Origin of the sequence: Candidatus Nitrotoga sp. M5 (assembly GCF_927904885.1) — a bacterium.
In the GTDB taxonomy this organism is placed as follows: domain Bacteria; phylum Pseudomonadota; class Gammaproteobacteria; order Burkholderiales; family Gallionellaceae; genus Nitrotoga.
The window spans coordinates 53,262-67,010 of record NZ_CAKMNW010000052.1; the positions used below are offsets into that span (position 1 = coordinate 53,262).

The following is a 13,749-nucleotide window of genomic DNA, read 5'->3' on the forward strand; positions in this document are numbered from 1 at the left end:
AAGCTGTTGGCGATAACCGGTGAATTAATCAATGTGGATATTTCCAGATTGGGCCGGGATCGTTGCCTACCCTGTCATCGGGTATCCGATCTGAAAAGACTTCAGCCGCAACATCGCTGGAGATGATTTTGACGCTCTCTTTCATGTCTAAATCACCCTTTTCCGCAGCGTGCTTAGAATCATCCGACTCTCATCTAGTTATTAAAAATATGGTACACAAAAAAACGAGATTTATTGATAGACTCGTTCATAAACAGGCGGGGCTTGGTAGCTAATCTTGATGAAAACCTGCAAATGCAATGCTTGTTGATAAGAGTATTTCTTAACTGACTGATTGAGGTTTTAGACACCCGTGTTTATTGAGACAAATATTTATGATTAATTTAATCGATTTAGTGATGTGATGATGAGTGATCAAACCGAAATTATCGCCCAGTTGCAGCAAGAAATTCGCCAGTTACACGAGGAACTTGCCACACAAGTGCAGGCTGAAGAAAACCTCAGGCTTACCTACAATAAAATAGAGGCACAAAATATGCAGCGTTCACAAGCGCTGTATATAAGTGAGCAACGGTTACTATTGGCAATGCGTGGTGCTAATGTCGGCTTGTGGGATTGGAATCTTGACACAGATGAAGTTTACTACTCACCTCTATGGAAAAGTATGCTGGGCTATGGAGAAAGTGAACTTGAGGATACTTTAGATACATGGGCAGCATTGGTTTCTTTAGATGACAGGGAGTGGGTACTCGATAAAGTTCATAATTATATTACAGGTAGGACTGATTCATTTGAAGTTGAAATGCGCATGAACCATAAGCTTGGTCATGAGGTTTATGTTTTATCTCGAGCTTTTGTGGTGCGTCATGACTCCGATCAGAAACCAGCTCATCTAGTTGGGACACATTTCGATTTATCCGAACGAAAAAAAGCAGAGTCGTTCGACGAAAAACATACCAATATTCTCGAGATGATTGCGACAGGTCGACCGGCATCGAATATCTATGACGCCATAGCGTTAATGTATGAAGAACGACATTCAGGTTTGCGCTGCTCAATGCTTGAATTGCATGGTAATAAGCTTATGCACGGCGGCGCGCCAAGTCTACCCAAGGTTTATTGTGATGCATTAAACGGTTTGGAATATGGCTCCAATGTTGGATCGTGCGGAACGTCAACGTTTACTGGCAAGCGCGTACTTGTTGAAAATATTGAAATGGACCAAAAGTGGGAAAAAATCAAACACTTGGCTCTCCCGCACGGAATGCGTTGCTGCTGGTCTGAGCCAATAAAAAATTCCTCAGGCACAGTATTGGGCGCATTTGGCATGTATTACAACCATATTGCATTGCCCAATCAAAAAGAGTTAGTTGATCTTGAATCCGCAGCAAGGCTTGCCGGTATCATTATGGAACGGGTGCTATCGGAAAAAGAACTTAATCATTACAGAAAAAATCTTGAAGAACTTGTTGCTACGCGAACGCTGGAGCTTGAAGAAGCTAAGAGGGAAGCAGAAAACGCCAATCAGGCTAAAGGATTGTTTCTTGCCAATATGTCTCATGAAATTCGCACACCTATGAATGCTATCATTGGCATGACTCATTTGGCATTGGAAGCTGATCTTACTAAAACGCAGGAAAATTATGTAAGCAAAGCCAACCAATCTGCAAAAAATTTATTGGGTATCATCAATAATATATTAGATTTTTCAAAAATTGAAGCTGGCAAACTGGATTTCGAAGAAGCCGATTTTCAAATAAACGATGTCATAGATAATGTCATTAATATAGTTAAGTTAGAGGCTCAAAAAAATGCAATTCAGATTGAAGCAGAAGTTAACCAGGACGTTCCCCTGAACATTAGAGGCGATTCGTTCAGAGTTAGCCAAGTTTTGACTAATCTGGTAATCAACGCCGTAAAATTCAGTAAGCCTGGGGAAAGAGTATTAGTTAACATCGCATTAAAAGATGATATTGAAAGCAGTATTGTCCTGCACTTTTCTGTCAGTGATTCTGGTATTGGTCTAACTGGAGAACAGCAACAAAAATTATTCCAACCATTCAGTCAGGCGGACAATTCAACCACCAGGCTATATGGTGGCACTGGTCTTGGCTTAGCGATATCAAAAAAAATTACTGAGGAAATGGGAGGGGAAATTTGGGCTGATAGTGAAGCAAATATTGGTAGCACATTCCATTTTACGGTTCATCTGAAAAAATGTATTGGGGATGCTCCCGTCCGAGAAAGCGTTTATATCGATGATGAGGCAAATGCCTTTACGATTGCCAATCGTTTGCGTGGTGCTAAATTGCTACTGGTAGATGACAATGCAATCAATCGCGAGTTGGCCAAAGTGCTTCTTATGGAAAAAGGAGCGATTATTGAAACCGCCTGCAATGGGGAAGAAGCACTGGAAATATTGGATAGACAATTATTTGATTGTGTATTGATGGATTGTCAAATGCCGGTTATGGACGGTTATGAAACGACTTTAAAAATACGTCATCATAAAAAATTCAACGATTTACCCGTTGTTGCTATGACTGCAAATGCAATGAAGGGTGAGAGAGAAAAAGTATTGGCTGTGGGAATGAATGACCATATTGCAAAACCATTTGAACCTGACGTTATGTTCAAAACTATAGCTAAATGGATAAAATTGAATAGCGAATAGCTTTGGCTTACTGAAAATCTATTCGACGGGAATACCTGTCGCCTTTAGCATCATTTTGATGCTGTTCTTTTCGCTAATCACCATTAATCGTTGTTGCGATTATTCAGGCTTACGGTGGGGGAGCGATCAGTACTCGATTTATTCAGATTAAAAAGGTGGTGCACCTGCCACAAACCAAGTTAAATATATAGCACCTGCCGCGCAGGTCAAGGCAGCCATAGTAAGTAATAGCGCTTGCATCCATAGCCCCATTTTTTCGGGGAGCGAAATTTTGGCAGCCAGTGGAATTACGGCCAGTAAAGCTAAGGCATACCATGGCAACTGCGCTGACAGTACTGCGAGGCAGCCAGTCATTCCAGCGATGAGTGACAATGGCAGGGTAAAGTTGCGCCCGCATGGCAACCGAGTATTAGATAAAACTAGTAGCAGCAAGTAAGCGCTTGCTGCCGCACCCAAAGCTAAACCGAACTGGCCGAGCAGGGCAGAAGCACCAAACAATGCAGCCCCCCCAGTGCCCAGCCCCAATGCCATACCTGCACTTCCTGCTCGTACTGGCGATTCATGCAATGTATCCATCCAGTATATCAGCCAGCCGACATACAGAGCACAACCACCGCCCCAAATCACCATTTGCGTCATTTCCTGCTGTTGCAAGATGCGTAACGCCATCCATACTGTCGCAATACTGCCCGCTATAGCGAGTATCCATCGTAACGGGCGCCAATTGAACCGTGTTAGTGTTAAAGCAAGCAATGCAGAGAGTAAGCCCAGCAACACTATTTTGCGCGAAGAGGTGAGGGGTTCTATGGAAAAATCACTCACCAAGAAAACAGTAACAGCAAACCCGGCAACAACAGCTAAACCGCTTAAGCGTAAGCGTAGCAATAGCTCTGCCACTATCAGCGCGATAACGAAGGGAGCGAGGCCGCCCTGTACGGCTGGATTGTTTAGTAGTTCTTGCATTTTATACGCACAGTTCTATTAATTGTTGATGCCATTTTATTCTCCTATTGGAATTTATTATTGTGTGGCTATGTTTATTTATAATACAAATTTACGTCGGTGTGCAACTCTTGAAATACTAGCCATTATTCCCAATATTAGGGCCATGTCGTAATTAGCAGTTGAGTTTTATCTATAAATTCACCAATATTTATAAGTCGTAAGGCTGGATGTTTCTGTGATCAATGATAAATAATTGATAATCAAATGGTTGGAAAATTCTACAGATAGCTATGACATGTCCAACATTATATGCCACGATATGAAAAAACAATAAATTGCATCCCATATCTATAGTTTAAGAGAGGCATACATATGAAAAGAGTATTTCTGTTTGTCCTGACCAATTTGGCCGTACTTGTCGTCATCAGCTTTACTTTACGTTTGCTTGGTGTAGATAAAATGCTGAATGAAAGCGGTGGCATTAATTTCAACGCTCTGTTGATCATGTCGGTGGTGATGGGATTTGCTGGTTCAATAATCTCGTTGTTTATGTCCAAATGGTCGGCTAAACGGATGGTTGGTGCACAAATTATTACTAATCCGGTAGATCCTATTGAGCGCTGGTTGATAGAAACCGTGAGCAAACAGGCTCAAACTGCGGGAATTGGCATGCCTGAAGTAGCCATATATGAAGCGCCAGACGTAAATGCTTTTGCTACCGGTTGGAACCGCAACAATGCACTAGTGGCAGTGAGTGCCGGACTGCTTCATAACATGAGCCGGGATGAGGTAGAAGCTGTGTTAGCTCACGAGATCAGTCACGTTGCAAACGGCGATATGATAACGCTTGCGCTTATGCAAGGCGTAGTCAATACTTTTGTAATCTTTTTCTCCAGAATCATTGGCCATTTCGTAGATCGGTTAGTGTTCAAGACTGAACGTGGATACGGTCCAGCTTACTGGATTACTAGCATCATTGCACAAATGGTGCTGGGCATCCTTGCCAGTATTATCGTTATGTGGTTTTCGCGCCAGCGTGAATTTCGTGCCGATGCAGGCGGAGCAAACTTGGCTGGGCGCAATAAAATGATCGCTGCTTTGGAGAAGCTGAAAGTCAATCACGAACAGGCGACCCTACCTAAGCAAATGGCAGCATTTGGTATCGCGGGTGGAGGTGGTTTTGCAAAGTTATTCAGTACCCACCCCTCACTTGATGAGCGTATTAAGACATTACGCGCAGGATGATAAGTGAACAGTGACTCTTTTTGGATTGCCGCAGGTACCGACTGATGGGGTGCCTTTAAAAATTAAATTTTGAGAGCAGCCACTTCTCAGCTTACCTCGTTGCAAGGCAACGTACGTATAAAAAATTGAACGCTGCATATATTGGATATGTAAGTGATAATTTTTTACGAGTAACGCGGTATCGTAACGTAGATTGGATTTTTAAAGGTGCTCTAACAACCTTTGCTATTGCAGACACAGAACAAGGTACAGTTAAAATGCGGTAGTTTATATTGCTTGGAATAAGGAGAATAAGATTGAAGACGGATCAAAACCTGAGTTACTAAATCTAATTTTGCAAGGAATTTTCTACGTTTGGCGGTACTAGTTGTTCCATTCTATAAGGGTTAAAAGCTGGTTCAGATGGAACCTCTATTTCTGTCGGCGGCACACTTGACGAAGAATTACTCGATGTTTCTTGTGTTAATTGTTCCATGCTATTCTGTGTATCAGATGTGCTAGCAGTTACTGGAGGTGAATTTTCGATCAGATTTTTATCCGTTATATCGCTATTTTCATCTTCATAATACTCTTCATCGAATTCGTCATCGAATTCATCATTGAATTTTTCACGTGGCGGATCACCGTCAAATACTAAGCTTTTACGATGTTGCATATAACCGTCACGGATAAAAGCATAACGGTCAATTGCGGCTTCTTCCAATATTGATTCCTGATCGAGTAGCCCAGATCGGAGATCGATCGTCCGTATTCCATATAATGTATTGCGTGTAGGAATATTTGATACTTGGCGAATAGGCCAGACGTAACTATCTCCAAGCAAACCTACGCTGTCGCGAAAATTACTGGGGCCAAAAAATGGTAGGACGACATAAGGCCCACTGCTAACACCCCAGTAACCCAAAGTTTGACCGAAGTCTTCGTTGTGTTTCTCAAGTCGATCGGTAATGTTCAGCAGGCCAAAAATACCAAACGTTGAATTGAATAAAACGCGTGTGCCATCGGATGCAGCTTGAGCAAATTTTAATTGTAATAAATCGTTAATAGTGACAACGATGTCATTCAGATTTGAGAAAAAATTTGTCACCATGATTTTCCCAGGTTCCGGCATCACGGTGTTGTAGCCTTTTGCTACCGGTTTTAATATAGCTTTGTCCAACGCATCATTAAATTTATACATTCCCCGGTTATAAGGCTCCAGTGGATCTCGTGAATTTATCTCTCCCTGAGTAGAAGCACAGCCACCGAGGATTAGGCTGACAAGTAATAAATATATTCTAATTGATGGCATGAAGTTCATTGAGAGCAAGTTTATTCATTTCGATTATAATTTAATGCCAATAGACGCAAATGTTATAGATGTTGCTCATGAGCATCATGCCATTTTGGGTGTACTATCATCGCTATCTACATAAAATTTCAGAAGTTTATCTGCTCTTACCCTAAATGTTAGACTAAATTAACGGTAATTATACCTTTTTACCGCGTTTTTCGCGGAGGTTAATTGGGATAATGCATGAATTTATATAAATATTAACAAATGTGTTTGACATTAGGTTGCCTATTTACAAGTTGTAAATATACCCAATCATTAGTATGGCTATAGAATTTGTTTAAATTTAAACTTTAACAAACTGTTTTTATGTCAATAAATGGCAGCTGTAAATTGAGCGGCCAGACTAAATTGCATATGCTATTAGCGGTTAGCAATAAATTTATTGAAATCGTTCACAAAGTTTAGCCATGGATTATGTGGGAGTATTAAAAAACTTTATAAAATCATTAGCTTTAGCTAAAAAAATAAAATATTTTGAATAAAATTTGCTAAAGTGCAGTTGTTGCTCCTAATCGTGAAGTGATGTTGTAAATAGTATATTGGGATACAGAAATACAGACTGAGTTACTTATACTTCTTGTCGAGCTGTCACTTCAATTCACCATCAACTGACGCTGGTTATGTAAATGCTGGTTGCGTTGGGTGGCAGCGAATAGTAGGAAACCATTACAAGATGGAGTGCTAAGAAGTATCTTAGTCATTTTCAGCTCAAGACTACCGGTTTCGACAAACGTATGCTAATAACCATGCGCAAATCGTTAGTAACCATGAAATGCTTTTAGTAGTGGTCGAAGTGTCGATTAAACCCATTTGCAGAACTACAGAGAGTGCGCTGAGATTGATGGCAATTATTGAACATAGAATAAAATATGGCAGAAATGATTTAAACATGGTTATTGATCCCTTCTATAATAATGACTTATAGACCTAATTTTTGTTGCTTTAAGCCGACTGGCAATTGTGTAGTTTAAAGGAGTTAAGCAGCATGAATATTTAATTTTATATCATTAACTGGCCGGTCAAACGAGAGAGCAATCTGCTGAAAGTCACGAAGGACGCTGGATTCCGGGTGACGGAGGGTGAGGTTGATTGAAGCAGCACAGATGGTTCTGGAGGTTTACGGTTTTCCTCGTAGAGGCTGCCATAAATACTGAAAAAATGCTGTTTTCCCAGATGATGGATTTTATGCATTGGATTACATCAGGCCCACCCTGAAAATACGTACTTATTGGCTTAGTCTGTTAATGCATGTTTGGTCTCGTGCAGCGCTATTATTTTTTAGTTTGCTGAATCCAGTACCACTAAATTCATAGGTATATTTTGTTTAAGATTTTTATTTGTTATTGATATTGATAAGGAGCCAATTGATAAGCCGTCGAAGTCGAAACAAACAAGAATGCCTAACCAATGAGTAGCAATTGCTTTTGAAACTTAATGAGCAATTTACACTAGAAACGGCCGCCTTTTTAACTCACTTGTCAAGTGCCATTTGAAGTGAGTTTATATCTGATTAGAGCTAGATGTAGAGTAACGTTTTTTTATGTGACAGGCTGCAACCTGCGCTCATACTTATAGGTAAACGGTACTTTTACCCAGCTTACTGCTTGAAATCGGTGTATTCTATCCATTGAATGGCAAGGTCGATTTACTCTGACTGTATTCAAAAATTATGATGACCGCAATAACGCAATAATAAAGTATGCTGTGATAAAAACAAGCAACTATGCCTAAGGCGTGATACAAAACAACGGAATGAATTCGGAGTTGCTCTAGGACATGTTTACAGTTGGGTGAGTGCAAACAGTCATGTTTTACGAAAATATATTATTTTATTAAATGGTATTTTCATATCAAATGGTTATTTCTTTAACATGGCCATTGACGCAGACTCTTTAGTCACTTTACCTACATAGAAATACTTGTACCAACTCAGTCGTACTAGTATTAAGTCAACATGCCGTACTCAAGGTTTCTACTATTTTTGTGTATGGGTATTGCACCATTATTTTTTCGTATAGAACCTCACATTCGCACGTTTTACATGCTATGTTTTTTCCATAACGCGATTCCCAGAGGCTGCTTGTCAACTTGGATGGATTGAATCTTATTGCGTGTAAGATCTATGACGCTAATACCATTCCAGCCTTCTGTAAAGCTATTCCCGCCAGTTAGATACGCTGTCTTGCCATCGTCGCTTAGCACAATTTGTTCATGGTCATCATGTAGCGGAATATGTGTTTCCTGTCTATCGCGCAGATTAATACGACTCAGTACGGCTGCACCGTTAACCCCGCCAGCGGGACCAGTACCTACAACAAACAGCGTAGACGCATCATTACTCAATGCAACACCGTGCTGATGTGTTTGTGCAGACAGAGAAGATTGTGTTTGTTCTCCCGTTTTTGGATTTAACTGAAGTAAAGTGCGACCTTGTATCGGCAACAGGAGATTTCCCTTTGCGTTGATAGCAGCATAATGTGGTTTAGCAAATCCCCCATAGCCGAGTGGTGCCACCTCAAAGACCCGTAATGAACGGTCGTTCAGATTATAAGCGGTCACTGAATACGAGTCGTGGTCTATGCTATAAATCTCGTTATTATCGTTGCTGAATAACACCTGGAAGGGTCGAATACCTATCGGCACACTGGCCATAACGGTTTGTGATTGCGTCGAGAATATTTCCAGCTGCCCGGCGCGATTGCCGCGATTGACGCCCACGGCCACCGTTTTTCCGTCTGAAGAAACGGCGATGCCCATGCCACCTTGCCGATATTCGCCCCATTGAACGCCCGTCAATGAACTTTGATACGGTATCAATGCGGTACGCAGACGCAAACGGATATCAACAACCGCAATGCCTTCAGCGGTAGCAACATATGCATGCCCATCTTGGCTAATAGCAACCCCGTATGGTGCACGGCCTACTTTTACCCGCGCGATGACACCTTTTTGCGGATCCACATAAGCCAAGTGATGGGCCTTGAATTGGCTGACAAGTAACAGGTCAGGTATGGACGTTGTGGGCTTCTCGCTGGCAAGTGCGATGCCAACCCAACTCAAGGCGAAGACGAACAACAAATTCTGGAGCCAACCCTGGCTGGCAGACTCCATTTGTTTTGCTTGTTGCTCGCGCATTATTTTGCGCCGATTTGTTGCAGACCGTGCGTCGCGCAGGCTTCATCCAGATTTCCGCCTGGTGCGCCGCCTACGCCAATACCACCGACGCGGTGACCATCAATGATAATGGGCAAGCCTCCGGCAAGAATTACCATTCTGGAGTCCATGTCACGCAAACCGTTAAGAGCGGGGTTCTCTGCGATGGCGTTAGCCAATCGCATTGTTGGTTGTCCCATGCTGGCGGATGTAAACGCCTTACCTAAGCTACTGCCTATGGTATGAGGGCCTGCAGCCGGGTTGCGAACCTGTGTAATAAGTAACCCGCTACGATCGACCACAGCGACACTGACAGCATAGCCATCCTTACGACATTGTTGTAAAGTCGACATCGCAATTTTCTGAGCCAATTCCAGAGTCAGCTGAGGCGTTGCAGCTGGAGTGGTCGGTTTATCTTCTGCGTAGGCAGAATGACCGAAGCCAAATACACTGAACAAAGTGATGGCTGCTAAAGACAGGACACTTTTTTTAACGCCAAATTTATGAGCTGTTTTCATTTTATTTTTCCTTTTGAAGTTATCGAATATTCGACGGGGAAAGCTTAGTTGCTCTGCTATAATTTGTAAAATGAATAATAATGATTCAGGTATTCATGAAATCAATAATGATTCAATACTGCGTCAAATTGATCTAAATTTATTGTTGGTTTTTGATGTGCTAATGCAAGAGAAAAGTGTATCTCGGGCTGCTGAGCGTGTCTTTTTAAGTCAATCAGCCATGAGTAATGCACTGAAGCGATTACGCGAGATGCTTGAAGACCCTATCATGGTGCGCAGCGCCAAGGGGATGCAGCCGACGCCACGTGCCCTTGCTTTGGAAGCGCCAGTGCGCTCCATTCTGCAACAAGTGGTTCGCACCATACAGCCCGCACAGCCTTTTGAGCCAGACATCTCACGCGCGCGCTTCATTATTGGTATGAATGACTATAGTGAGAATATCGTTCTACCTCCGTTAGCTGCGAGTCTACGTCAATCAGCGCCAAATGTTGAGCTTGTTGTACATATGCTAACGGCAGAGGACCCCGAGCACTTATTAGAAACCGGTCGGCTCAGTTTTATCATTGGTGCGGAGGCTTATAACAAGGTCTCCAAGCGATTACGCTCTGAAAATTGGATCAGTGATCGGTTAGTTTGCCTAGTCAGCCAGAACCACCCATTGGCAGCTCGACAGCAATTAAACCTTGAACAATTCGAGGAATTACGTCATGTTTATCCTTCTCCTCTAGGCTTGCGTACCAATATAGTTGAAACCTGGCTTGCCGAGCAGGGGTTGCAAAGGTCCATCGCAGTGACGACGCGAAGTTACTGGGTAGCTGCACAAATTGTCAGCGGAAACGATTACCTGCTGAGTGTTCCATTTCGCGTTGCGCTGAAGCTAATGAACAACTTCCCCCTTTGCCTCCTTGAGCCGCCTAAAGGGTTCCCAAGCTTTCGGTTAAATCTCACCTGGCACCCTTTATATGAAAGCGATCCCGAGACTCAGTGGATATTGAGCCAAGTGCGTAAATTATTTTAAGCCGTGGTCAAATAATGGGGCGTCGGACATAAGTGGATGAGTTTTTCCCGTAGGAATGGGAATTAGAGCAGGTCAGAGAAATATTTCATGAGCTATTGCTCGGCCAGGCAGAGGTTATTCAAGATATCCGTTCACCCAAGGCTCGGTGTTGAGCTTGAGATAGGTTCAGGAGCTTTGATCGAAATCTTTTTGTAAGTGTGGTTTTCTTACTGTACAACCTCGCGAGTACAATAAAAATCCCAAGTTGGGACGGATTATATTTTATTTTGGATCGGATAGCGGACATAGCGGTTCTCCGCGTAGCGGCTTCGTTCAACTCTTGATTCAAATAATCTGCAGCAGGTTACATCATCCTTCCTCCTGCTGATTTAGGTAATTTAAAAGTTATCCCATTATTTTTTCTTGGTTTTTGCGCCAGCGACCGCATCTTTCAATTTACTGCCGACTTTGAATTTAACTACATTTTTGGCTGATATTTTTAACTCTTTGCCTGTGGCTGGATTACGACCGATTCGCGCAGCGCGTGCTTCTACTGCAAACGTGCCAAAACCTATTAGTTGAACGTTATCGCCTTTTGTTAAAGAAGTTTGAATTGCGGCCATTAATGCATTCACAGTTTCTTCTATACTGGACTTTGTTTGCTTAGTAGACTTGGCGATTGCATCAATCAATTCTGATTTATTCATGATGTTGACTTCCGTGTGGTTGAAAAGACGCTGAACTGTACCAAGTCATAGTATCAATTACAAGAAATTATAATAAACCTTCATCCTGCAGTCTCGAATTTATTTGTATTGATTTTTTTGCAATGACAATTTTAATTGTCATTAGCGCACAATAATATCTCTTATAGCTGATGTTATCCGAGGAGTACGCTTGCTGAATATGCAGTTAAAAACCCTGCTGCAGCGACAGGCCCGGTGATATTGTGGATGTCTTCAAAAGCTTCAGGAACCATCGTTTGAAGAATCATGACTAAAATTGCCCCTGCAGCCACCGCGGTTGCGAATGCCACGTAGATATCGCCGAACAAACCAAGAAACCGAAACCCTAGCCACGCTGACATTGCACAAACTCCTGCAATGGAAAACCACAAACCGAAAACGTAACGCGCGCTTTTTCCTGATGCTCGCATACCAACTGAACTAGATAAGCCTTCGGGGATATTCGACAAAAAAATGGCGAGCACCGTGACTAATGCAACGCCTTTGCCTTCAAGCAGACTGACACCAATGGCTGCCGCTTCGGGCACACCGTCAATTATTGCGCCCAGCACAATAGCGGTGCTGGCACCTTTTGCTGAGTGTGAGCCGGGAAATTTAGATCGTTTGCGATGTTTTGCACCGTATAAAGAAAGTACAGCATTTGCGCTGGAGTATAGGATGACGCCAAAACTAAAGCCCATTACGGACGAAAGTAACCCACCTTTGTGGGTTGCTGTTTCCATAAGCTCAAACGACAAGGTTGAAATTAGTACACCGGCGCCAAACGCCATGACGCTCGCGACTATTTTATGTGGCAATTTAACGAAATAGCCTAAAGCAGCGCCCAAAAGCAGCGCTAAGCCAGCAATGCCTCCCCAAAATGCAGCCTCTACCTCCAGTGACATACTACCTCTTCCATTAAATAAATTTAACTTTTAATAATTTAATTACATATATTTAAATTATTTAGTTGACCTAAAATCTAAATATAGACGGTATTTTAGAGGCTTAATTGCTTGTGCTGATTAATCGAAGAATCACCCATACATTGAAATGTCATCATAGTATCACCAAGGGGGGCGGCTTAAGGTTACAGAGAGAATGTCAGTGGATATCGTCTTCTCGCAATTCTAACCGCCGATTACTATGGCTGGCGGGTGCGTCATGTGCGCGCAAGTCAAAATCAGGCAGTATTGCGAACAGAGGGTCAAAAATATCCGATTGAATACCTTCATACTCTTCCCAACTAGAAGTATTCGTGAATGCATAAATTTGTATGGGAAGGCCTGCTGTAGATGGCTCGAGCTGCCATTCCATTAAGGTACATTTTTTGATGTGTTTTTGGATTTTCGCGAAAATAGGTTAGTAGATACTGCCTGAATGTGCCGATATTCGTGAATCTACGACCGTTAGGTAAGATAGACATGTCCGTGTTTCTGGTTGTGTTTTCATTCTCGATAAGTTTTAGTCGCTCGCTAATATATTGGCTTAATAAATCTGCTTTAGGAAGCCGACTTAGTAGTTTGTCATCGAGAAAACAGACATTATTCGCCTGGAAAAGAATACTTCTTTTAATTCTTCTTCCTTCAGACTCAGTCATGCCGTGCCAATTTTTGAAAATGTCGGATATCAGAGCATAAGTGGATATTGTAGTAATCGTATTATCCCAGTTGCGCACTTTCACCGCTGTTAATCCAATATCGATAACGTCTCCGTCAGCGTCATATTTCGGTATTTCTAGCCAGTCATCAACCGACAACATTATATTCGCAGATAGCTGTATTCTCGCTACAAGCCCCATGATGGGATCTTTAAAGATCAGAAGCAGTGCCGCCGATAATGCGCCTAAACCACTCATTAATATCAGCGGTGACTTACCCATCAATAGTGAAACTGCAAGTAAGATCGTTACCACACTGGCGATTAATTTAACTGCCTGAAATAGACCTTTTGGCGGAAAATTATTTTTTCTTGCTCGTTTATTAATTAGGCTCAGGAAGTTATCCAGTGCTGAAGCAGACAATAAATCGAGGATATTCTCAGCGTCCATATCCAAACAAACTTAACTCCAATATATCCACATTTGGTAAAAGTGCTGATCGCCATGGTGTTTTACATCGGGCTGCTGTTGTAATGTCTGGTATGGAGTTGATTTC

Annotated in this window: 11 protein-coding genes; 3 read left to right on the plus strand and 8 right to left on the minus strand. The window is 42.2% G+C overall.

The genetic code is table 11. From position 1 onward, the window contains the following. Positions 1 to 403 precede the first annotated feature (403 nt). Positions 404 to 2,674: a response regulator gene (locus tag MJ770_RS10130; protein WP_239253562.1), complete on the plus strand. Its 2,271-nt coding sequence runs from the start codon at positions 404 to 406 to the stop codon at positions 2,672 to 2,674. Positions 2,675 to 2,821: 147 nt separating this feature from the next. Here the strand turns inward: MJ770_RS10130 and MJ770_RS10135 are convergent, their stop codons facing one another. After that, positions 2,822 to 3,637, minus strand: coding sequence for a hypothetical protein (locus MJ770_RS10135; protein ID WP_239253563.1), 816 nt, complete (start codon positions 3,635 to 3,637; stop codon positions 2,822 to 2,824). Between the two features lie 354 nt (positions 3,638 to 3,991). Here MJ770_RS10135 and htpX point away from each other — a divergent pair, with 354 nt between their 5' ends. Continuing rightward, the gene (gene htpX, locus MJ770_RS10140) at positions 3,992 to 4,864 is read left to right on the plus strand and encodes a protease HtpX (protein WP_239253565.1); all 873 of its coding nucleotides are present in this window, start codon (positions 3,992 to 3,994) and stop codon (positions 4,862 to 4,864) included. 328 nt (positions 4,865 to 5,192) lie between these two features. Here htpX and MJ770_RS10145 read toward each other — a convergent pair whose 3' ends face one another. From MJ770_RS10145 to MJ770_RS10155, 3 genes are all read right to left on the minus strand, one after another. Continuing rightward, on the minus strand, positions 5,193 to 6,164 hold the full coding sequence (locus tag MJ770_RS10145; RefSeq protein ID WP_239253566.1) for an MlaA family lipoprotein: 972 nt from the start codon (positions 6,162 to 6,164) through the stop codon (positions 5,193 to 5,195). 2,073 nt (positions 6,165 to 8,237) lie between these two features. Next, positions 8,238 to 9,335: a YncE family protein gene (locus MJ770_RS10150; RefSeq protein WP_239253568.1), complete on the minus strand. Its 1,098-nt coding sequence runs from the start codon at positions 9,333 to 9,335 to the stop codon at positions 8,238 to 8,240. Further along, the gene (locus MJ770_RS10155; RefSeq protein WP_239253571.1) at positions 9,335 to 9,871 is read right to left on the minus strand and encodes a GlcG/HbpS family heme-binding protein; all 537 of its coding nucleotides are present in this window, start codon (positions 9,869 to 9,871) and stop codon (positions 9,335 to 9,337) included. The genes MJ770_RS10150 and MJ770_RS10155 overlap by 1 nt, the downstream gene beginning before the upstream one ends. 70 nt (positions 9,872 to 9,941) lie before the next feature. Between MJ770_RS10155 and MJ770_RS10160 the strand changes: the two genes are divergently transcribed. After that, a complete protein-coding gene (locus tag MJ770_RS10160) occupies positions 9,942 to 10,889 on the plus strand; it encodes a LysR family transcriptional regulator (protein ID WP_239253572.1) in 948 nt (315 codons plus the stop codon). 392 nt (positions 10,890 to 11,281) lie between these two features. Here the strand turns inward: MJ770_RS10160 and MJ770_RS10165 are convergent, their stop codons facing one another. From MJ770_RS10165 to MJ770_RS10175, 4 genes are all read right to left on the minus strand, one after another. Then, positions 11,282 to 11,575 (minus strand): HU family DNA-binding protein, encoded by a 294-nt coding sequence (locus MJ770_RS10165; RefSeq protein WP_239253576.1) that lies wholly within the window; start codon positions 11,573 to 11,575, stop codon positions 11,282 to 11,284. Between the two features lie 173 nt (positions 11,576 to 11,748). After that, entirely contained in the window at positions 11,749 to 12,498 is a 750-nt protein-coding gene (locus tag MJ770_RS10170) for a ZIP family metal transporter (protein ID WP_239253578.1), read from the minus strand. A 199-nt stretch (positions 12,499 to 12,697) separates the two neighbouring features. Next, positions 12,698 to 12,910, minus strand: coding sequence for a hypothetical protein (locus MJ770_RS15705; RefSeq protein ID WP_445083149.1), 213 nt, complete (start codon positions 12,908 to 12,910; stop codon positions 12,698 to 12,700). Then, the gene (locus MJ770_RS10175; RefSeq protein ID WP_239253666.1) at positions 12,840 to 13,643 is read right to left on the minus strand and encodes a mechanosensitive ion channel domain-containing protein; all 804 of its coding nucleotides are present in this window, start codon (positions 13,641 to 13,643) and stop codon (positions 12,840 to 12,842) included. Before MJ770_RS10175 ends, MJ770_RS15705 begins: the two co-directional genes overlap by 71 nt. Positions 13,644 to 13,749 lie beyond the last annotated feature (106 nt).

Coding starts and splice junctions, on each gene's coding strand:
- MJ770_RS10165 (WP_239253576.1), bottom strand. CDS start 11,575: ATGAATAAATCAGAATTGATTGATGCAATCGCCAAGTCTACTAAGCAA.
- MJ770_RS10150 (WP_239253568.1), bottom strand. CDS start 9,335: ATGCGCGAGCAACAAGCAAAACAAATGGAGTCTGCCAGCCAGGGTTGG.
- htpX (WP_239253565.1), top strand. CDS start 3,992: ATGAAAAGAGTATTTCTGTTTGTCCTGACCAATTTGGCCGTACTTGTC.
- MJ770_RS10155 (WP_239253571.1), bottom strand. CDS start 9,871: ATGAAAACAGCTCATAAATTTGGCGTTAAAAAAAGTGTCCTGTCTTTA.
- MJ770_RS10135 (WP_239253563.1), bottom strand. CDS start 3,637: ATGCAAGAACTACTAAACAATCCAGCCGTACAGGGCGGCCTCGCTCCC.
- MJ770_RS10130 (WP_239253562.1), top strand. CDS start 404: ATGATGAGTGATCAAACCGAAATTATCGCCCAGTTGCAGCAAGAAATT.
- MJ770_RS10145 (WP_239253566.1), bottom strand. CDS start 6,164: ATGAACTTCATGCCATCAATTAGAATATATTTATTACTTGTCAGCCTA.
- MJ770_RS15705 (WP_445083149.1), bottom strand. CDS start 12,910: ATGGAATGGCAGCTCGAGCCATCTACAGCAGGCCTTCCCATACAAATT.
- MJ770_RS10160 (WP_239253572.1), top strand. CDS start 9,942: ATGAATAATAATGATTCAGGTATTCATGAAATCAATAATGATTCAATA.
- MJ770_RS10170 (WP_239253578.1), bottom strand. CDS start 12,498: ATGTCACTGGAGGTAGAGGCTGCATTTTGGGGAGGCATTGCTGGCTTA.
- MJ770_RS10175 (WP_239253666.1), bottom strand. CDS start 13,643: ATGGACGCTGAGAATATCCTCGATTTATTGTCTGCTTCAGCACTGGAT.